Annotated in this window: 12 protein-coding genes and 1 pseudogene; 9 read left to right on the forward strand and 4 right to left on the reverse strand. The window is 66.9% G+C overall.

All coding sequences use genetic code 11. The annotated features are described in order from the left end of the window. Positions 1-1,319: 1,319 nt before the first annotated feature. Positions 1,320-4,091: a toll/interleukin-1 receptor domain-containing protein gene (locus G4D86_RS46440; protein WP_164001868.1), complete on the forward strand. Its 2,772-nt coding sequence runs from the start codon at positions 1,320-1,322 to the stop codon at positions 4,089-4,091. 250 nt (positions 4,092-4,341) lie between these two features. On the opposite strand, the gene G4D86_RS46445 is transcribed toward G4D86_RS46440, so the two are convergent. The 3 genes and pseudogenes from G4D86_RS46445 to G4D86_RS54060 form a co-directional block, all read right to left on the reverse strand. Beyond that, positions 4,342-5,058 (reverse strand): Imm49 family immunity protein, encoded by a 717-nt coding sequence (locus G4D86_RS46445; RefSeq protein WP_164001870.1) that lies wholly within the window; start codon positions 5,056-5,058, stop codon positions 4,342-4,344. Between the two features lie 65 nt (positions 5,059-5,123). After that, positions 5,124-5,732, reverse strand: a complete 609-nt coding sequence (locus G4D86_RS46450; protein WP_164001872.1) for an imm11 family protein — start codon at positions 5,730-5,732, stop codon at positions 5,124-5,126. 743 nt (positions 5,733-6,475) lie between these two features. Beyond that, positions 6,476-6,679: pseudogene (locus tag G4D86_RS54060) on the reverse strand (tyrosine-type recombinase/integrase); the annotation flags it as partial. Between the two features lie 74 nt (positions 6,680-6,753). On the opposite strand from G4D86_RS54060, the gene G4D86_RS46460 reads away from it, so the two are divergent. Next, positions 6,754-7,914 carry a hypothetical protein gene (locus tag G4D86_RS46460; protein WP_164001874.1) on the forward strand — a complete coding sequence of 387 codons (1,161 nt, stop codon included), beginning with the start codon at positions 6,754-6,756 and terminating at the stop codon, positions 7,912-7,914. A gap of 39 nt (positions 7,915-7,953) precedes the next feature. Here the strand turns inward: G4D86_RS46460 and G4D86_RS46465 are convergent, their stop codons facing one another. Next, positions 7,954-8,427, reverse strand: a complete 474-nt coding sequence (locus G4D86_RS46465; protein WP_164001876.1) for a hypothetical protein — start codon at positions 8,425-8,427, stop codon at positions 7,954-7,956. Positions 8,428-8,625: 198 nt separating this feature from the next. Between G4D86_RS46465 and G4D86_RS46470 the strand changes: the two genes are divergently transcribed. From G4D86_RS46470 to G4D86_RS46500, 7 genes are all read left to right on the forward strand, one after another. Continuing rightward, positions 8,626-9,255 carry a hypothetical protein gene (locus tag G4D86_RS46470; protein ID WP_164001878.1) on the forward strand — a complete coding sequence of 210 codons (630 nt, stop codon included), beginning with the start codon at positions 8,626-8,628 and terminating at the stop codon, positions 9,253-9,255. A gap of 486 nt (positions 9,256-9,741) precedes the next feature. Then, positions 9,742-10,266, forward strand: a complete 525-nt coding sequence (locus G4D86_RS46475) for a hypothetical protein (protein ID WP_164001880.1) — start codon at positions 9,742-9,744, stop codon at positions 10,264-10,266. A 348-nt stretch (positions 10,267-10,614) separates the two neighbouring features. Next, positions 10,615-13,050 carry an ABC transporter permease gene (locus tag G4D86_RS46480; RefSeq protein WP_164001882.1) on the forward strand — a complete coding sequence of 812 codons (2,436 nt, stop codon included), beginning with the start codon at positions 10,615-10,617 and terminating at the stop codon, positions 13,048-13,050. A gap of 366 nt (positions 13,051-13,416) precedes the next feature. Continuing rightward, entirely contained in the window at positions 13,417-13,875 is a 459-nt protein-coding gene (locus G4D86_RS46485; RefSeq protein ID WP_164001884.1) for a hypothetical protein, read from the forward strand. Positions 13,876-14,149: 274 nt separating this feature from the next. After that, the gene (locus G4D86_RS54190) at positions 14,150-15,073 is read left to right on the forward strand and encodes a response regulator (RefSeq protein WP_164001886.1); all 924 of its coding nucleotides are present in this window, start codon (positions 14,150-14,152) and stop codon (positions 15,071-15,073) included. A gap of 300 nt (positions 15,074-15,373) precedes the next feature. Continuing rightward, on the forward strand, positions 15,374-17,269 hold the full coding sequence (locus tag G4D86_RS46495) for a cellulase family glycosylhydrolase (protein ID WP_205520371.1): 1,896 nt from the start codon (positions 15,374-15,376) through the stop codon (positions 17,267-17,269). A gap of 77 nt (positions 17,270-17,346) precedes the next feature. After that, positions 17,347-18,723: a hypothetical protein gene (locus tag G4D86_RS46500; RefSeq protein ID WP_164001890.1), complete on the forward strand. Its 1,377-nt coding sequence runs from the start codon at positions 17,347-17,349 to the stop codon at positions 18,721-18,723. Positions 18,724-18,725 lie beyond the last annotated feature (2 nt).

Consider the following 18,725-nt stretch of genomic DNA (forward strand, 5'->3'; position numbering starts at 1 on the left):
ACCATCCGCTTCACCATCTGCGCCTTGAATGCATCCGTGTACGGCACCGCGTTCTGCCTGCTCTCGCCCCCAGGGCGTCGTCAACTCGGCACGTCAGCCGAGGCGACATGTTCCCTGACACAGGGGGCTTCAGTAACTCGGCAGCGATGGCACCGCCCAAGAAACCTGTGGCTCCGGTGACAAGGACCGTGGACATGACCTGCATCCTAGGGAAGCGACAACCTACCAGCAATGGATTTCCGGGACCACCAACGCTCCCTCGGAGTACCGCAATCTGGTGGACAGCCTCCACAAGGTCAGCAAGTGCCTAACTGCGACCGGTCACTGGTACCAGCAGGCTTGCGTGACCTCGAACAGAACTTCCCGCCCCTATGCACATTCCCAGCGCGGGTCTTGGCTGCTGGAGCGCTACAGCGAAAGCTGATGAGCGCAACGTGAGTGAAGCCCGAGCAGGCCCCGAAAGGTCAATCGTGGGAGCCGACCTGACGCACATACAGGGAAGGCCAGGCGCCCGGCGAGAAGGTCGACATCGGCATCGCCGGGTGGACCACCGGGGTAGTGGGGCGCGGCATGTGAGCATACGGTGTTTTCTTAGTACGTCTTTACGGATGGTTAGCGGCTTCCTCCATCCGTGTTGCACGTATGTCGCACGCAGGCGCAAGTGGCCGGTCGAGCACTCCGACCGCCTCTCTGCGCGTGTCCGGGCTCAGGTGGGCGTAGCGCTCGGTCATTTCAATCGTCGCGTGGCCCACGCTCTGGACTGACCCCTGGGCCGGGACCAGCCTCGGCGGCTGCCAGGGCAGGCCCAGGTGCTCCCAATATCGAGCGCACCGCTTGCCGGGCCGTAAGCCAGGCCAACACCCGGTGCCTGCCTCCGCAATGGGCGCAGGCAAAAATGTCCAACGCGAAACGACGGCGCAGCAGTCCGGCCCAGTCCACAGGTGGCGAGCGCCTCTTCTTCGGCTCCTCTACACCTGGGGCCAACGACGGGTTCCCCTCCTGCGGCCCCGCCTCCTCCCCGCCGGGAGGGATCACTCGCGGCCGTGCGACGCGCCGCGGACGAATGCCTCCAGGCGTTCTCGATGGATCGTCTGGTTGAGAGTGCCACCGGACCCTCGAGCGACTCTTCACCGCTGTCCGGCGGGCGCTGGCTCGCTACAGCCAGCGCCTGCACCGACGTGGACTGAAACCGTGTCCCGAGGCTTGGAGTCATCCCTCCTGTATGGAAATAGAGGACTCCCCTTACGTCTCCGCACTTTGATGCATATGACATAGCAGGTCAGAGTAGTACATTCTGACGCATGCACGGTGGGACCGACATGACCGGGGGAGACGGGCGGGATGATTCGGAACCACGAGCGCTTCGCAGGACTGTCACAGGGCTTCTTGCGAGGCTGTTCCTGGGGGATGACGTCTTTGTCTCGTACTCGCGCAGAGACACCGCCTATGTGCTTCAGTTTGCGAACGCGCTGCTCGAGCACGGGCTCTCGCCCTACGTCGATCAATGGGCCTCACCGGTAGGCGCTGAGCTCCCAGCACCCCTGAGGCGTGCTCTCGGACGGGCGAGCATGCTCGTCGTCATTGCCACGGACTCATCGGCGAGGTCGGAGAACGTGGAGGCGGAGATCCGGCAGTTTCTCGCAACGCGCCGGCCGGTGTGCCTCGTGAACGTAGGAGGTGCGCTGGCTACCGCGCGATGGCGCGAGCTGGTCAGGGGGCCGGAGCCGATTCCGGAGCCTTCGGAGGCACTGGGGCAAGGGTCTCCGTCCCCGGAGGTCGTCAAGCGTGTCCTCAGCGCGTCGCGCTTCACCCGTGCAAAGATACGGATTCGAGTGCTTGCACTCTCCGCGCTGGGCCTGCTGCTTCTGGCTGTCGCGGCTCTAGCATTTTTCGGCCATCGAGCGGACGTGGAGCGTCAGGCGGCAGAGCGCGCCAAGGCCGCCGCGGATGAATCGACACGGAGAGCAGAACTCGAGGACCAGCGCGCGCGCGCTGCATCGGAGCGCGCGGACGCGGCGTCAGCCGAGGCAGCGAGAGCGGCCGCTCGCCTCCGAGACTCCGAGGCGGCGCGGGAGAGGGCGGAGCTCGCACGACAGGAGGCACTTGGCGAGGCGAAGCGGCAAGGCAAGGTCGCAGCGTCCCGCAGGGGCGCCAACGATGCGCTCACCGCGCTGACCTTCGACCCGCTCGAGTCCATTCGCATCGCCCTGAAGGCCGTCGAGCACGAACCCACGGCGGAGGCACACGGGGCGCTCCGTCTGGCGCTGGCGGCACCTCAGCCGTGGCGAGTCATACCCGGCCGTTATCGAGACTTCGATTTCGGCTCGGACTCGCTCTTGGCGGTCACTCTCGAGAACGCGGTGGAGATTTGGGGTCTGCAAGCCGGTGAGCACCTGCGCACGCTCGACGCGAAGAACGTCGTCTCGGCCGAGTGGAACGAGGACGGCACACAGATCGTCACGGCGTCTGCCGAGGGAGACGTGAGCGTGTGGGACGCAGCGACCGGTGCGAGAGTCGCCCAGTTCAGCTATCCGGCGAACTCCGTCCGCCATGTGTCCTTCCACCCTGAAGAAGGAACGCTCCTGCTCGGGCTCGCCGATGGAACCGTTCGTGGCCGCAGGCTGGGTGAGGAGGAGGACCGCACGTTTCTCACCCTCGACAAGGGGGTGGCGCGGGTCTGGTTCCACGCCGGTCAACTCACCGTATGGACCAAAGGGACCGCGGAGGGGGATGTGGGATATCAGCGCGTCATCTGGGTGGCGGGACGCGGCCGCGACCTCACGCTGTATGCCAGTCGTCCGGAGATCTATTTCCGTGCACCGCGGCGCCCCAGCGGCCCATGGACCTGCGTTGAGGATGAGTGCAGCAAACCCGAGGACGGCAGCCAATCCATCCGGCTTCCAGGCAGCCATCTTGCCATCACGTCTGACGCGGCGTTTGCCATGACGGCGACCGCGGATACCGCCACAGTGTGGCAAGGGTGGAACCGCCGTCAGCTCATCGACCTCAAAGGCCACGAGACGCCCGTCGTCGGCGCGGCGTTCAGCCGTGACGGCACGATGGTTGGCACCTTGACCCAGGAGGGTGTGCTGAGGCTCTGGCCGTTCCAGTACCGCATGCTCGTGCCTGGGCGGGGGAGACCCACGCTCAAGGAAGTGGTGTCGATGAGCCTCTCCAGCGATGGCCGACTGCTCGCTACGGGCGACGTCTTTGGCGACATTCTCCTCTGGGATATGTCTTCCGGGAAATCGTACGACCTGAGCGACAATTTCCTGCAACCGGAGCGCTCCCGTGTCACCTTCAACACGACCGATGACCACCTGTTGATCTCGACCGAGCGCGGTAAAGCGCTCGTCTTGGACTTGCACGACGGTCATACGGTGGCATCCCATTCGTTTGGCGCGGGCTTCGTGGCACGTTTCGCCAAGAACCATGGCATCGCGGTCGCCGCGCTCCCAGGCGGTGGAGCCACGGTATGGACACCATCCAGCGGAGAGACACGGCGCGTGGGGTCGAGCGTGAAATACTGCGACCTCGCCGTGTCGCCGGACGGCACCCATGTGCTCACGACTTCCGCAGGTGCGATCGAGGTCCACCGAGCCAGCGACTGGGCGGTCATCGCGCGACTCGAGCGCCCACCTGCGGAGTGTGCCGCGGTCGAACTGGACGAGAGCGCGGGCGACACCGCAGTCATCTGGACCTCGAGAGAGGTTCTCATCTGGCGATGGAAGCGTGACAAGACCGCCATGGTGCTCCCAACCAACGGCCTGCCCGTGGTCTCCTGCACTGTCGACACGCGCTCACAGCTCGTCACCGTGGCGACCCGCTCGGACGTCCGCTTGTACCAGCTGTCCGACGGGGCCCTGATGCAACGCATGGAGGACTTTGGAAGGGAGAACAAGGCTGTCGCATTGGGCCCCTCCAGCCACGTTGTAGTGACCAGCCAGGCCGCCATGGGAGCCGGCATGTATCTCTACGTGCGGAACTGCAACGTCTGTGTACCCACGGAGAAGCTCGCCGCCACCGCACGGTCTGCGCTCACGCAGATTGACAGGGAGCTCTCCCGCGCGGGGCTCAAATCGAGGCGATGAGCCCCCATGTGCCCCCAGTGTGACCCTCCAGCGGGGAATTGAACGGAACGAGACGGGACGAGACGGGACGGAGCGGGGGAACGATCCGGCGTGAGATCAAGGCGTTAGCCGGTAACAGCGCGACCTGCTTAGGATTTTGCTTCCGCCTTGTCCGCGGGTTCGATTCCCGCCGCCTCCCTGCAGTCCGCTCCAGGCCATCCGCGCGGAGCGAGCAGAGCCGCGGGCTACGTGCCGCTGGCCATCGTGCGCTTCAGGCCACCCTCCAGGCGTCTGCGGCGGGCAGCGGCGTTCCGAGCGGCACCCTTGCCAGGGGCGGGACCTGCTCGAGCGCGGGTAGGGGAGGCAGGGCCTCCAACTCTGCCACCCTCAACAGTGCCAGCCCGTCCATGTAGATCTTGCCTGTCGTCGCTCCCACCTCGGCATCGAAATCGAGCCGCCGGCCGTACTCGCTGAACTCCCGCTTCCGCTCGCGGAGGAGCGCTTCGAACGCGGCCCGGAAGCCGTCGGCGTCCTTTTCTAGCAGGGACTGGCAGGCCTCTCGCCGAGGATCGGCTCCACCCTCCAGGACCTCTTCCCAGCGCGCCAGCACGCGGTGCAGCGCGTCCGGGGCTCTGGGGTATCCCAGCAGTTGGCGGAGGAATTGGGAGAAGAGGAAATCCTCTTCGTACTCCACACCCTCCAGGTGGCGGCGCGTAGACAGCCGGGCAATGGACCTCGCGGTCACGAGGTCTCCGACGGCCAGCGCATCGCTGAAGCCGATGTTGTCGCTTCCCGGCAGTCGCTCCGGCGGGAGAGGCAGCGTCTCCGCAAGCGCCAGGAGGTGAAGCCGGGCCTGCCCCGCCTTGCAAAGCAGCCCGGCGAAGGCCTCCACGTCGGCCTTCTGCAACAGCGCGCAGATGCCGAGCACCCAGTACGCCACGCAGACGTTCGAGACGTGGTCGGCCTGGTACTCGTCCTGGCGCACCATCCCCTCCAGGCTGGAGCGGAGGGTGAGAGACATGTTGTACCGGGCAACGCCCACGTAGTCATGGCTCATAGGGTGATTTCCACCTCCGAACCCACGGGGTACCAGGTGATGCCCGTGACGCCTTCCTTCTCCACCTGCTCCTTGAGGTCCTTCCGGACGATCATCAGCCGGGGAACCGCGGAGGTGCGGAAGAGCTTCGCCGCCGGGTCGAGCTTGTCCTCCTTCAGGACCAGGCGCCGCAGGTACATGAAGCGGTCCGGCTTCAGCGCATCCCGGTCTCCGTCCGACCGGTCCATGTCCACGCAGTCCTGCATGCCGATGACGTTCGCAATATAGCAGTCCTCGCTCGCGACACGTCCGCGATGGTTCAGCAGCACGAACCGGAGGAACTCGATGTCGGCGCCGGAATGCTGCTCCAGGAATTCCTTCATCCGCTTCGACACCATGAAGTAGTTCACGGCGTTCGGGATGACATCCGCGATCTTCAGCCCAGGCTCCTGTTTCGCCATGCTGAACCGCAGCCCTTCCGGGAACTCGCTCCCCATACGGATGCCGCGCGCGGGTTTGTGAATCTTCGGCATCCCCTCCGGGAGGTTGAAGACGGCGCAATATCCGTCGAGCACTGTCCACTCCAGGATGAAGTATTCGCTCGTCCCCGTCCCAGTCGTTTCCATTTCCGAGTCCGCCACCCTGTCTACGTCCTGAAGACGTCGTTGACCTTGGCCGCAGCCTTCCTGGCAATCGCAGTCGCTCGTCCGACATTGACGAGAACCCTGTAGGTGTTGTCTTCCCAGGTCTCGATGTTGGTGCGAATGCCATCCACGTTGGCCGGTGTGATTTCGTGCCCCTCCTCATCCTCGGAGAGCGACTGCTTGTAGCTGTTGAGGAGATTGATGCACGATTTGTTGTACGCGCGATGCCACGCAGCCCTTCTCGTCCTTGTGCTCCTTGAGCTTCGAGAGCGCGACGTGCTTGCCGGTAGTCATCTATTTCCTCCCGTCTTCGAAGGACTGCCTGTTCGGAGCCCTGACGTAGAAAGCGCCCCGGCTTCCATCATCTCCCGCGGTCCACACGAGGACGCCGCGGGTAGCGGCATAACCGCGGGCAAATGCCCGGATGGCCATGCAGAGCCCGACGAGCCCGGTCGCGGCGCCGACTTCCCCGAAGCTCTGGGCAGGGTACCACTGGCGTGACTCGCCCAGGTTCAGGTCTCGGACGCGAGCGAGCGCCGTGCCCCAGTCCTGGGCTCTGTAGGCATCCCCATTCAGGGCTGCGATGACCAGCCCAGTCTCCCTCCCTTTGTCCGGGAGGGCCTCCAGGGTGGCCCGGATGCATCGGGACAACGCCTGGCCCACGACGGCCTGTCGCGAGCGGCGGTGGAAGGGCTCGGCCTCGGTCCGGTGGGCTTCGATTCGCGCGCCCCGGCGGGAGGAGCGAGGTGGGCGTACCGCATGGTCATCTCGATGGTCGCGTGGCCCATCAGTTCCTGGATGACCTTGAGCGGGACGCCCCTCATGGCGAGGTGGCTGCCGTAGGTGTGCCGCAGGTCGTGCCAGCCGATGCGCCCTTGCTCGCGGCTGATGCCCGCCGCCCGCAGCGCGCGCTGGAGCGGCAGCTTCATCAGGCGCTCACCTTGGCCGCAATACGCACTTGCCCGTCGCCTTCGCGGCGGCGGCTCGATAGAGCGCTCTACCAATGACTCGCCGCCGCCTCCGCCTTCTCGCGCTCGGCGCTCTCGTCGTGGCCGTTCTCGTGGCCATGCTCCTCGAGCCCGCGTGGGTCGCCCGCAACACGGTCTCCTTGGTAGGTGTGATCGCGGTCATGCTCTGGACCATCGCACGGGATTTCGTGATGGGGGTGGTCTCCGCGGAGGACTACGATGCGCTGACGTCGTGGCTCTTCGTCGCCGGTCGTCGTGACACCTATCCGGTCGCCCAAGTCGTCATCGTGGGGCTCCAAGGCTGCTCGCGCGCCGACAGCAGGAAGCTCCGTGACGAGCTTCGCGCCGCTCGACGAGCACTCGCCGCCGACGGCGTGTACGTCGAGCGCACGAGCTGGGAGGCGTTCGCGGATCGGCTCGACGAGGCACCGTTCGTCCCCGAGGGCGAGGACGACCTGTTCCGGCTCGCCGTGCTCGGCCAGCTCGACCGCGGGCGCGAGCACATCGTCACCAAGGTCTCCGAGCTGCGACAGGGCGGAAACGAGAAGGCCCACGCCCTCGCGCTGGTGCTCGAATGGATGGCATCCGGTTCGACCGACGACGCGGAGATGGAGCGGCTCGCAGAGAGGCTCGATCCCGACGATGCGTGGGCCGGCGACTTCGACTCCTGCTGGCCATGGCTCCTCTTCGCTCGACCCAACAAGCGAGCCCGGCGCCTGCTGTTGCGGGCGCGCCAGAGGTGGAACGAGAACCGCCGCGAGCTCGCGTCGGACGGCGACGGGAACCTCGCCGAGCAAGTCCATCTTGAGGGCGCGGCGATCGAGCTCTTGGCCACCGTGGTGTCGGCCTGGGAGGGCAGCGTCTCGCGCGCCGCGCTCTCGAATGCTTTCCGCGCGTACTACGACAAGACCCTCGGCTTTTACGGGCTCGCCGGCCCCATTTCAGCCACCTGGCTCGAGATGAAGATCGCCGAAGAGCCGCTCTTGCCCGGCGAGGCGCTGGCTCGGCTTCGACCCTTGATTGACCCGCCGATCACCCCGCGCCCCGATAGAAGGGCCGCCGCCGCCCCCGCGCTCAGGGCCGTCGACGCGATCCTCGAAAAGCTCGTGCTCGGCATGGGGCGGACCGTTCGTCAGGGCCACGATGGGGTCCGGCTCGTGGCGAAGCCGGGGGAAGTCAGCCGGGACTTTTTCTGATCACGCGCGCGGAGCAGCCAACGCAGATTCGCGAGTCCTTCAGCCAGCTGAGCGATAAGTCCATGCCAGCCTGGCGGCCTTTTTGGAGAACTGCGACATCCACTTCGACGATGCCCACTCTTGGCTGAGAGTGTCTGCCCAGTCCGCAATCGCCTTGCGCTGCGCGACGCTGAGAGCCGTCAACGCAGGGGCGGGACAGTCACCATCAATGCGACGAAGAAAGCCGTGGAGATGAATCCACAGCTCGAAGTCGGTCGAATTCGCCAGCATGATGCGGAGAACCGCCGGCAAGTAGTACAGGACGGCGGCGTCGGTCATGTACGAGAAGTCTTCCATGTACAGCGAGCCAAGGAAGGTCTGGGATTCCACGTCGTTCCGCGTCTTACCGAAGAAGTGGTCGATAACGTATCTGGCCTCAATTCCCGACGGTGCAAGCTCTTCCTCGGTTCGTGGAATGGCCGCATCCTTGAACGCGAGGTCGATTCCGTGGATGACGTCGTCACGTTTCAACATGGTCGGTCCGTGATTGTCGCATGACGTTCTTCTTCAAGCACCGCTGAGCACGCCGGCGCGCCCGTGGACGCATCTGCCCGCAGCGGGAATCGCTCCCCGGCGAAGATGTCATAGGGCTGCTACCCGCCCATACTCACCACGCGCTGGCCCTGAGACGGGCTGGTGGGGGCCGCGCCCGAATCCAGGTAGATTGCGTGGATGAGGCTCATCGCCCTGCTGCTGGGAAGTGCGCTATTCGCCCTGCCGTCCTCCGCCGACGCTTGTAGCTGTGGCGGTTGGACTGACCTCCCGACCGCGCTTCGCACGGCACGCGACGAGGCCGGCGTCATCGTTCATGGCCGTGTGGTCTCTGTGGCGTCCCGGCAGGTCCGCATCGAAGTCATCGAGGCCTTCAAGGGCGCCACCGGAGGGGCGAAGCTCGTCGTGGACACGGACGACGGCGGCGGTGATTGTAGCTACTCCTTCGAGTCCGGAGAGGAGTACCTCGTCTACGCCCATCTGTATGAAGGGCGCTTCGCAACCTCCATGTGCACCCGGACCCGGAAGGTCTCGAAGGGAGATGCCGAGCTCGACTGGCTCAGGACGGGGAGGCTACCGCCCGTTCCCATGGCGCTCCGGCGCGAGCAGGCCCAGTGCACGCCCAAGGAGCCCATCACGGCCGCCCGGTGCCAGTGGCTCACGGCCGACCGCGCCATGTGCATGCTCGGCAAGGAGATTCAGCCGCTCGCCCCGGAGACCGCCACGCCGTGGGTGCTCGCCTGCAAGCCCCAGGACGGCTTCGAGCGGATCCACATGTGCCAGGTCGTGCCAGGGACGCGATGGGAGTGATCCGCCTCTGTGGACACCAACCTTCTGGGATCGCTTCGAGCACGCGAAGCGGCGCTATGTCCCGGACCGCATCCTCACGCCGGGGCAGGGCACCTTCTGACCCGCGTGTACAGTCGGGCGCGAGCCACCCCGTTGGAGCCATGAGCCTGCGCTCCCTGCCCCGCGACGGGGGCTTCTCGTTGCCTGTGGTGAGCTGAGCCGCGCTGGAGCGGTAGCGGCAGGTTCGATTCCCGCCGCCTCCACTCCGTGTCACCCCAGAAAAGACTCTGGTGCAGTCCCCGCCTGGCCTGCATCTCAGGTGCTGCATCGGCGTGTGCCCGGCAGCTCGCGGATCTTCTGCATCAATTTGCGCCTCGTCGGCTCCCTCAACCTGAGGGGGGCCTGCTCGTCCCAACAACATGAACTCGGGGACGAGCCGAACACCCACTCAGGCTGCACCAGGGAACCATGAATCTGCTCCCTCTGAACTCTTACAAGGAGTCGTGCATGAAAAGCCGATGGCTGAGCGCAGCGTTTCTCGCGGTGGCACTGGCAGTGAGCGCTTGCGGAAGCGCGGCGGAGACTGTCGAGCCGGCGCAGGTGTCGGATCCGGACGTCAGCGATTCACGCGATGGCGACGTCCATCAACTGGCTCTTGATTGTGATGAGGAGGGCAACTGCCCGGGCGGCTACTACTGCGACGCGAACTGGATCTGTCGTAGCGGAGGAGGGGGTTACGCCACGGGGACCGTCACCGCGAACCCCACGGCCGTGTGGATCAACACCAACGTCACGAGCCTCGGCCAGACGCAGATCTGCTGGCAGGTCAACAACGCGTCGACTGGTGAGGTCTGGGTGAGCGATAACGGCCAGTCCGAGCTGCTCTTCACCCGGGCTTCGTCTGGCTGCGAGTTCGCGTGGTGGATCCAGGTGGGACACACCTACAGCTTCAGGCTGTATGAAGGCACCGCCCACAGCAACCTGCTCTCCACGGTCATCGTCGCAGGCTACGGCTATCAGGCCCTTCGCTGATCATCGCTGCCCGGGAAACTCCGCCGGCACATACCTCCTGAGCTCCAGCTCGAGGGCCACGAGGTAGCCGTCCGCGTGTCCGATGCCCGGCAGACCTGCCGTCTGCCGGGCACTCCGTGCCCGGCAGGTCCCTCCCGAGGAGAAGCCGCGCTGTTCGTTCCCGGGAAGGCCGCGTCCCATGGATGCGCAGTCGGGTGACGGAGGACCCCGGACGGCCGTCGGAAACGGGCGGGACCATTGTGCGAGAGGTCCCCGGATGCGATGGCATGGGCTTGGCAGTGGCCCGGGGCACGAGAGGCGGAGAAGGGCTCCACCCACCGTCCTTATCCCCGCTTCGACGAGGCACACATGTTTGGAGTGACGCAGGACCTACGACTCGCCCTGCGGCTGCTGTTGCGCACTCCCCTGGTGGGGGCCGTCGCCATCCTGTCGCTCGCGGTAGGCCTCGGGGCCTTCACCTCGAGCTTCACGCTGGTCAACGCACTGTTCCTGCGCCCGCCGCCCTTCACCGCCCCAGAGCAGTTGCTGACGCTGCAGGCGACCTCCTCGGAGGGCTCCCCGCGCAGCGCCTTCTCGTGGCCCACCCTGCTGGATGTGGCCGAGCATGCCTCGACGCTGCAGGCGGTGGGAGCCTGGGCCGATCGGCCTCTCTCTCTCGGCGACACGGAGGGCGCGGTGCCAGAGCTCGTCGCGGGGCAGCTCGTCTCCGCAGGCTTCTTCCAAGTGCTGGGCATCAAGCCGGTTCTGGGCCGGCTGCTCACCCCCGAGGATGACGCGGCGGGCGCCGCGCCGGTGGTGGTGCTGGGCCACGGGCTGTGGACGCGGCGCTTCGGGGCGAATCCCGCGGTGCTGGGCGCGACGGTGCGCCTCAACAGCCAGTCCTTTACCGTGGTGGGCATCGCGCCCCCGGACTTCCATGGCCCCAGTGTGACGGTATCGCGCGAGGCCTGGGTCAGCGTGTCGCAGCAGCCCCGCATCCTGCCCGGGCGTGCGCTGCTCGAGGCGCGGGGAGGCGGCTGGCTCGAGGCCATCGTTCGCGTGAAGGAGGGCGTGAGTCCGCGGGCCGCCGAGGCGGAGCTCGCCGCGCTGGGCCAGTCGCTCGCGCTCGCCCACCCGGACACGCTGCGCAACCGCGGCATTCGGGCGCACTCGCTCGGCAACGTGGAGCGCGAGCTGCAGCAGCCCTTGTCCGCGCTCGCCGCCGTGCTCCTGGTCGCCACAGGGCTCATCCTCGTCATCACCTGCGTCAACGTCTCAGGGGTCCTGCTCGCGCGCGCCATTGCGCGCCAGCGCGAGATTGCCGTGCGGCTCGTGCTGGGCGCAGGCCGCGGGCGGCTCGTGCGCCAGCTGCTCACCGAGGCCCTGCTCCTCTTCATTCTCGGTGGCGCGGGAGGGTTGCTCCTGTCCGTCTGGGCCACCGACGCGCTGCTTGCGTTCGAGCTGCCCATCCCGGTCCATGTCGCGATCGACCTGCGGCCCGACGCCCGGGTGATGCTCTTCGCGCTCCTCAGCGCGCTCGCCTGCGGCGCGCTCTTCGGCCTGGTGCCCTCCCTGCGCGGTGCGCGCGGCGACCTGATGCCCGTGCTCAAGGGGGATGCTTCTGGCAACAAGCGTGGCTCGCGCCTGCGGGCCTTCTTCGTGGTGAGCCAGCTGGCCTTCACGCTCGTGCTGCTCACGGGCTCCGGGCTGCTGATGCGCGCCGTGCAGCACACGCGGGGGCTGGAGCTGGGCTTCCGCCCGGACGGCGTGGTGATGGCCTCGGTGGACCTGCGCACGGGCGGGTTGGACCCTCAGCACGGGCCTGCCTACTGGAGCGCGCTGGTGGAGCGGCTCTCGGCGCTGCCCGGGGTGGAGGCCGCGGGCCTGGCCTCGGTGGCGCCGCTGGACATGGGCCGGCGCACCGAGTCGCTCGAGGTGCCGGGACTGCCTCCGCCGCCGGGGGAGACGGCCTTCGAGGTGGACTACTCCGAGCTGACGCCGGGCACCTTCGCGCTGCTCGGCATCCCGCTGGTGCAGGGGCGCGACGTGAGCGCGGCCGATAGCGCCGAGTCCCTGCACGTCGCGGTGGTGAACCAGTCCTTCGTCCGCCGCTACCTGCCGGAGGGAAACCCCGTGGGCCGCACCCTCACGCTGGGCAAGACGCAGGTGCAGGTGGTGGGCGTGGTGCGCGACGCGATGTACCACGACTGGGGTGATGTGCCCCGGCCCGCGGTGTGGGCGCCCATCGCGCAGAGCTACACGGGCAACGCGGCCGTGATGCTGCGCACCCGCGACGGGGACGAGGCGCGTGCGCTGGCGCTGCTTCGCGAGGGCCTGCGCGTGCAGGAACCGGTGCTCGCCCCGATGATGATGCGGCCGCTGCGCGAGCACATGGGGCTCGCGTTGCTCCCGCAGAAGGTGGGGGGCACGGTGGCCGGAGTGCTCGGGCTGGTGGGGCTGCTGCTCGCGAGCCTCGGCCTCTACGGTGTCGTCGCGTACGCGGTGAGCGTGCGGACTCGGGAGCTCGGTATCCGCATGGCGCTCGGGGCGAGCGGGGAAGAGGTGGTGGGCCTCGTGCTGCGGCAGGGCCTGCGCCTCGCGCTGGTGGGCGTCGCAGTGGGGGTGGGGCCCGCGCTCGCGGTGGGGCAGGCGCTGCGCGGGATGCTGGTCGGGTTGAGCCCCGCGGACCCGCTCACCGTGGGCGGCCTCGCACTGCTGCTCATCGGGGTCGCGGTCTTCGCCAGCTGGTTGCCCGCGCGCCGCGCGTCGCGGGTGGACCCCCAGGTCGCGCTGAGGGCGGAATAGGGCTCCGCCCTGACCGGGTGGGGCCCGGTTTCGGGGCCTTCGGGGAACTCGGGATGGCAGCTTCGAGAGGGCGTACTGGCTCACCCCGCGGAGCGCGAGCTCCGTGCAGATCTTCCCCCACACATAGGGCGTCATCGTGGCCAGACTTCTGGCTGGATTTGCGAGATGTCGCTTGCCATTGAATTGCATCGAGAGGTGATGTGGAAACCCCTTACAGGAGCTTTGAGTCAGTCGGCAGAAGAGTGATTGGAAGTCCATTACTGCTCAGCCGAGACCTACCCGGGTCTGATTCGAGAACACCCGGGCCGTGCCACCCTTCGTCCCGCTGTGCACAGGGCTGTGATCGCCTGAACCGAAGGAGGGAACATGAAGCGATTCCAATGGTACGTCATGGGAAGTGTCCTCACGGTCGGTCTCCTGGGACTTGCGCACGATGCATTTGGCGAGGTTCCCGCAGCGGAGTCTTCGACGAACTCCCAATGCAAGCCGCGCATGCTGAAGGGCAGTTACGTCTATGCGAACAGTGGGTTCGTCGTGAGTGGGTCCGACCAGGTCCCCTTCGCACAGGCCGGTCGTGACGTCTTCAACGGGGATGGGACCTTTACCGGTGCGGCGACCGTCAATACCAATGGTGCGATAGCGCGCATCGTCTACTCGGGCACCTACACCCTCAATCCCGACTGCAGCGGCGCCGCGACGCTCACCGACAACCTCGGAGGCATTTCGCACTTCGACTTATTCGTCTCGAACAGCGGGACGGTCCTGACCTACGTCCAGACCGACGCAGACTACGTCACCGCCACCTTCGAGCTACGACGGGACTAGGCTGGGTTCGGCTCCACCTCGACGCTGTCTCCGCCGGCCCGCTCACCTCTTCCGGCTTCGGCTCTGCCCCTCCTTGAGGGCGCAGGACTTGCGCCCGCTTCGAGTTACAGGAGGGGCACACCCCGCGCCCCTTGTACCGAGGACGCGGCGACGCCTGAGGCCGTCCTTTCAGCGCGAGTCGCGCTCGAACGTACGGGAAGGCGGCCGCCCCCCTGGCTGCTCAGTGGACGTGGGGCCCGGCCCTGCGATGTACGGAGTGCCTACCCTTCGGGGCATGACACGCTCAGAGACGGAGACAGCCAGCATCCTGCTGGTGGATGACATCCCGGCCAACCTGGTGGCGCTGGAGGCCATCCTGGTGCCGCTGGGCCAGCGCCTGGTGCTGGCTCGCTCGGGGCGGGAGGCGCTGGCGGCGCTGCTGCAGCAGGACTTCGCCTGCATCTTGCTCGACGTGCAGATGCCGGGGATGGACGGCTTCGAGACGGCCCGGCTCATCAAGGGACGGGAGCGCACGCGCCACGTGCCCATCCTCTTCATCACCGCCTTTTCCGGCGAGGATTCGCTGGTGCAGCGGGGCTACGCGCAAGGCGCGGTCGACTACATCGTGAAGCCCTTCAACCCGGACATGCTGCGCACCAAGGTGGCGGTGTTCGTGGACCTCTATCTCCAGTCGCAGCACCTGCGCCGGCACGAGGGGCTGTTGCGCGACCGGGAGCGCGAGGTGATGGGGCGCGAGGCCGAGGAGCGGCTCAGGACCGCGGCGCTGGACGAGCTGCAACTGGCCCCCGAGCCGCTGGTGCTCACCGATGCGCTCATGGCCGCCGCCCCGGTGCCGATGGCCATCCTCTCCCCGGAGCTGCGCGTGCTGCGCGTCAACGACGCCTGGGCCCAGCTGTGGGAGACCAGCGCCGCCATCCTCTCCGGGCGCCGGGTGAGCGAGGTGTCGCCCGTCCTGGCCCAGGACCTCGAGGTCCCCGTTTCCCAGGTTCTCTCCTCGGGGCGGCCCCTGACCGACCTCCACCTGGTGCCCGCACAGCGCGACGGCACCCGCGGCAAAGCCCGCCTGCTGGCGAGCTACTTCCCGCTCTCGGCGCGCGAGGGCGCCCCGTCCGCGGTCGGCGTGCTCTTGCACTCGGAGTCCAGCGAGCTCACGCAGCCCTCCCACCCTGAAGCCCACCACTCGCGCAGCGTGCACTGAGGAGGCTCCAGGGGGCGGAGTCGAGGCCAGCGCCTGTCACATCCGTCACCTGGCACCTCTATCCAACGCCGGCGACCGCGCACCGCGGCTCGCCATGGCCCAGGAGAACGGCACTCGCGCTATTGACCACGACAGTTGCGCCGCGGTGCACACGCCTCCTGTCGACCCGAGTGTCCGCGACTTCACGGCGGGCAACAACACGCCCCTCGATTGCAGGGAGTTTCATGCATGGACTCGGGTCGCGGCGGGAGCTGCTGGCACGTGCACGGCAAGCCAACTGCCCACGAAGGAGAATCGAGCATGCGGTCAAACGCGTATCGGGAGTTGGGTTCCTCGCTGCTGGTCCTGGTGTCACTGGCCCTGTTCGGAGGATGTGGGCGTGACTCCCGCGCTGCGGACCTCGACCTCGAGGACCCTCCGCCGCAGGAGGTGTCGGTATGTCCGAGCAGCAGCACCTACGAGGCAGAGTCCATGTCGCATTCGACCGGTGGAGCGACCGCGGGCGGCTGGAACATCTGGAGTAATGGCTACATCTCCACGAACCACACCTTCGCCTCGGGCTCGACGCCCCTGAAAGTGACGGCGCGCGGCACCGTGGCTGCCGGGGTGTGGCCGCAGATGACGGTGGCGGTCGGCGGCACGTTGATAGGGTCGGTTGCGGTCAACACGACGACCTACAAGGAGTACGTGTTCACCTACAACGCCACGGCGGGCTCGCGGGAAATCCGTGTGTCCTTCACCAACGATGGCATGTCGGGCAGCGAGGACCGCAACCTGCTCGTCGACAAGGTCGTCGTCGACTGTCCGGTGGGGGGCTGCGCGGGCTCGGCCTTTGCCATCTCGGAGCCGCTGTGGCTGGACAAGGTGGAAGTGCAAGCAGGCCAGTCCCTCACGGGCAAGGTCACCTACCAGAACTGCACGAGCGCGGCAGTCTCGGTGCAGCAGGTGATGATCGCGGCTCGCCGCCCGGGCGCATCGCACGGTGGCGGGCCGTACGACGACCTGACGCCGGTCCAGGGCCCGGTCAGCGTCCCGGTGGGCGGGACCCTGACGCTGACCGCATCGCGCGACTTCACCGCCTCCGACCCCGTGGGCTCCTGGGTGAGCTACGCGACCTGGCAGGACGCCACCGGGGCCTGGCACGACGGCCCCGAGGTCTCGTTCACGGTCTCCGCGCCAGACACCTCCCTGCCCGGGACCTACACCACGGGCGTGCTCTTTCGCGGCATCAACAGGGCCGGGCCCGAGTATGGCAACGACTGGGATGGCTGGACGGGCCAGACCTATTACGAGCTACCGACGGCAAGCCAGACGGCCAGCGAGCTCGCGTATTTCAAGTCCAAGGGGTTCAACACCATCCGCCTTCCCATCTCGTGGGAGCGGGTGCAGCACACGTTGAACGGGCCACTCACGCCCTCGTACGTGTCGGGGATGATGGCCTACATCAACGCGGCGACGACCGAAGGCTTCTACGTCATCCTCGACCTTCACAACTACAACCGCTACGCGGAGAACACCCACGACGCGGCTGGCGTGCAGGTGCCCGGATATGTCCAGCGCGTGATGGGGGATGGAGTCCTGACACCCGCACATCTGGCGGACGTCTGGGTCAAGCTGACGAACCTCGTGCTGGCGAACCCCAAGGTCATCTTGAACCTGATGAACGAGTCTCACGACTTCCCGCTGACCTCGACGCAGTGGTTCGCGGCCATCCAGACGGTGATGGATGCAATCCGCGCCACCGGTTCCACGCACCTCATCCTGGTGCCGAACAGCCGCTCCTCGGACGTGGACCACTGGGACACGTACGCGCCCAATGGCGGTCCCCTGGACTCGGTCGCGGCGCTGGCCATCCACGACAGCGCGAACAACTACGCGTTCGACATGCACGCCTATCAGGACCATCCCTCGTCCGGTTCCTCCTATGCCAACCTCGTGTCGACGGTCACGACCTGGGCGAGGACCCACAATCGAAAGCTGTTCTTGTCCGAGCTGGGGGCTGTGTCAGGCACGGCCAATGGCGCGAGCGCAATCGGCGGCCTCCTGACGTACATGAACAGCAACAACGATGTCTGGCTGGGATGGACGCCCTGGGACCTTGCGCCGTATTCGCTCACGAGCGGCGCTCACACCGCCGACGCTCCGTCGATGGCGTGGTACACGCCGTTCCTCGTGCCGAACATCCTCGGGAACTGACCCAGCCCCTCGACATTCGAATTTCCCCCGTGCTAGCCCACGACCTTCTTCTTCGGTGCTCAACAGCAGGAGGGGTGATGTTTCGCAATACAAAGCTCGTCACGACCATTCTCGGCTCACTCGTGCTCACTGCGACCGGCTGCGGCGCGTCCGTCGACGTGGGCAGCCCGGAGGTCGAGATGGGGAGCGCGAAATCGGCGCTCGGGCCTGGCCCCTGCCCGATGGGCAATCAGCTCATTACCCACGAGGTGCTGACCCCGGCCTCCATCCCGAGCCTCTCCGCGCTCGACCGCGCGCAGATCATCGCGGCGGTCCACGAGTCGACGCACACCGACGTCATCACCATCGAAGAGGCCTTCGACGCGGTGGATGAGGACTTGATCAACCGCTTCGTGCTGCGGGACAGCTACACCAACCAGTTCTATGTGGAGATCGAATACGGCGCGGGGGACAACTCCTATGGCGCCTATCTCTACTGGGGCACGGCGCAGGTGGCCGCGGCCATCCACGACGGCTTCCCGGAGGAGTGCGGCCCGAACGTCTTCAACTACGACCTCGGGGACACCGCGCCGGAGTGCCACGGCTTCCTGGACTACGCGAACACGGCGACCTTCGCCCAGCTCGACGCCTACCTGCCGAGCAACGTGGCGCAGGAGATCGTGAACGCGCGCGCCTCCCAGCCGTTCAGCTCGGTCGCGTCGGTGTTCGCGGTGAACGGCGTCGCCGAGACGCGCCTCCAGCAGCTCTACACGGCGGCGAAGAACGGCGGGTACGTCGGCGCGGGCTGCAGCGGTATCTACGATCAGGTCGCCGTCTCCACGGTCGAAGCGGCCGCGCTCGTCGACTTCGTCAATCAGGCGAACCGGGAGGAGCTCCAGGGCGTGCTCTCGTTCCTCATCAATGAGACTGTCGTCGAGACCCTGACCGTCACCCGGCCGTACGCGGGCGTCGTCGCGGTGTCGAACGCCTCGGGCGTCGGGAACGCGGTCTTCCGCTCGCTGCGCAACGCCGCCACCCGCTGGCGGCCGTTCGAGCAGCTGGTCGGCAAGGTGAACGGCCTCGACCATCCCGACGCGCAGATCCGGCTGGATCAGCACTTCGACTGGCGGCCCATCGTCGCCGCGGCGCAGAACGACCCGGTGACATCCATGGAGTGCTTTGGCCTCGACCCGGCGCTGCTGCCGCAGGGCGCTACGCATCGCCCGAATCTGGCCAACGGGAGCGAGGTCCTCGGAGTCGTCAGCGACGCCGTCGCGGCCTCCCACGTGTTCGCGGAGGCGTCGTTCAATCCCGCCCCGGGCCTGGCCGACCTCGGGGGGCGCTCCACCAATCACTCGTTCTTCGGCTGCTACATCCACTACCACCCGAACCCCTGGGTGTACGACTCGAAGGTCTTCTTCGTCGACACGTACAACGGCGCCAGCATCCTGGTCAGCCAGCACTACGTCGAGTAGCG

Origin of the sequence: Pyxidicoccus caerfyrddinensis (genome assembly GCF_010894405.1) — a bacterium.
Taxonomy (GTDB): Bacteria; Myxococcota; Myxococcia; order Myxococcales; family Myxococcaceae; genus Myxococcus; species Myxococcus caerfyrddinensis.

Coding starts and splice junctions, on each gene's coding strand:
- G4D86_RS46470 (WP_164001878.1), top strand. CDS start 8,626: ATGAGGCTCATCGCCCTGCTGCTGGGAAGTGCGCTATTCGCCCTGCCG.
- G4D86_RS46460 (WP_164001874.1), top strand. CDS start 6,754: ATGACTCGCCGCCGCCTCCGCCTTCTCGCGCTCGGCGCTCTCGTCGTG.
- G4D86_RS46500 (WP_164001890.1), top strand. CDS start 17,347: ATGTTTCGCAATACAAAGCTCGTCACGACCATTCTCGGCTCACTCGTG.
- G4D86_RS46485 (WP_164001884.1), top strand. CDS start 13,417: ATGAAGCGATTCCAATGGTACGTCATGGGAAGTGTCCTCACGGTCGGT.
- G4D86_RS46495 (WP_205520371.1), top strand. CDS start 15,374: ATGCGGTCAAACGCGTATCGGGAGTTGGGTTCCTCGCTGCTGGTCCTG.
- G4D86_RS46475 (WP_164001880.1), top strand. CDS start 9,742: ATGAAAAGCCGATGGCTGAGCGCAGCGTTTCTCGCGGTGGCACTGGCA.
- G4D86_RS46450 (WP_164001872.1), bottom strand. CDS start 5,732: ATGGAAACGACTGGGACGGGGACGAGCGAATACTTCATCCTGGAGTGG.
- G4D86_RS46480 (WP_164001882.1), top strand. CDS start 10,615: ATGTTTGGAGTGACGCAGGACCTACGACTCGCCCTGCGGCTGCTGTTG.
- G4D86_RS54190 (WP_164001886.1), top strand. CDS start 14,150: ATGACACGCTCAGAGACGGAGACAGCCAGCATCCTGCTGGTGGATGAC.
- G4D86_RS46445 (WP_164001870.1), bottom strand. CDS start 5,058: ATGGTGCGCCAGGACGAGTACCAGGCCGACCACGTCTCGAACGTCTGC.
- G4D86_RS46465 (WP_164001876.1), bottom strand. CDS start 8,427: ATGTTGAAACGTGACGACGTCATCCACGGAATCGACCTCGCGTTCAAG.
- G4D86_RS46440 (WP_164001868.1), top strand. CDS start 1,320: ATGACCGGGGGAGACGGGCGGGATGATTCGGAACCACGAGCGCTTCGC.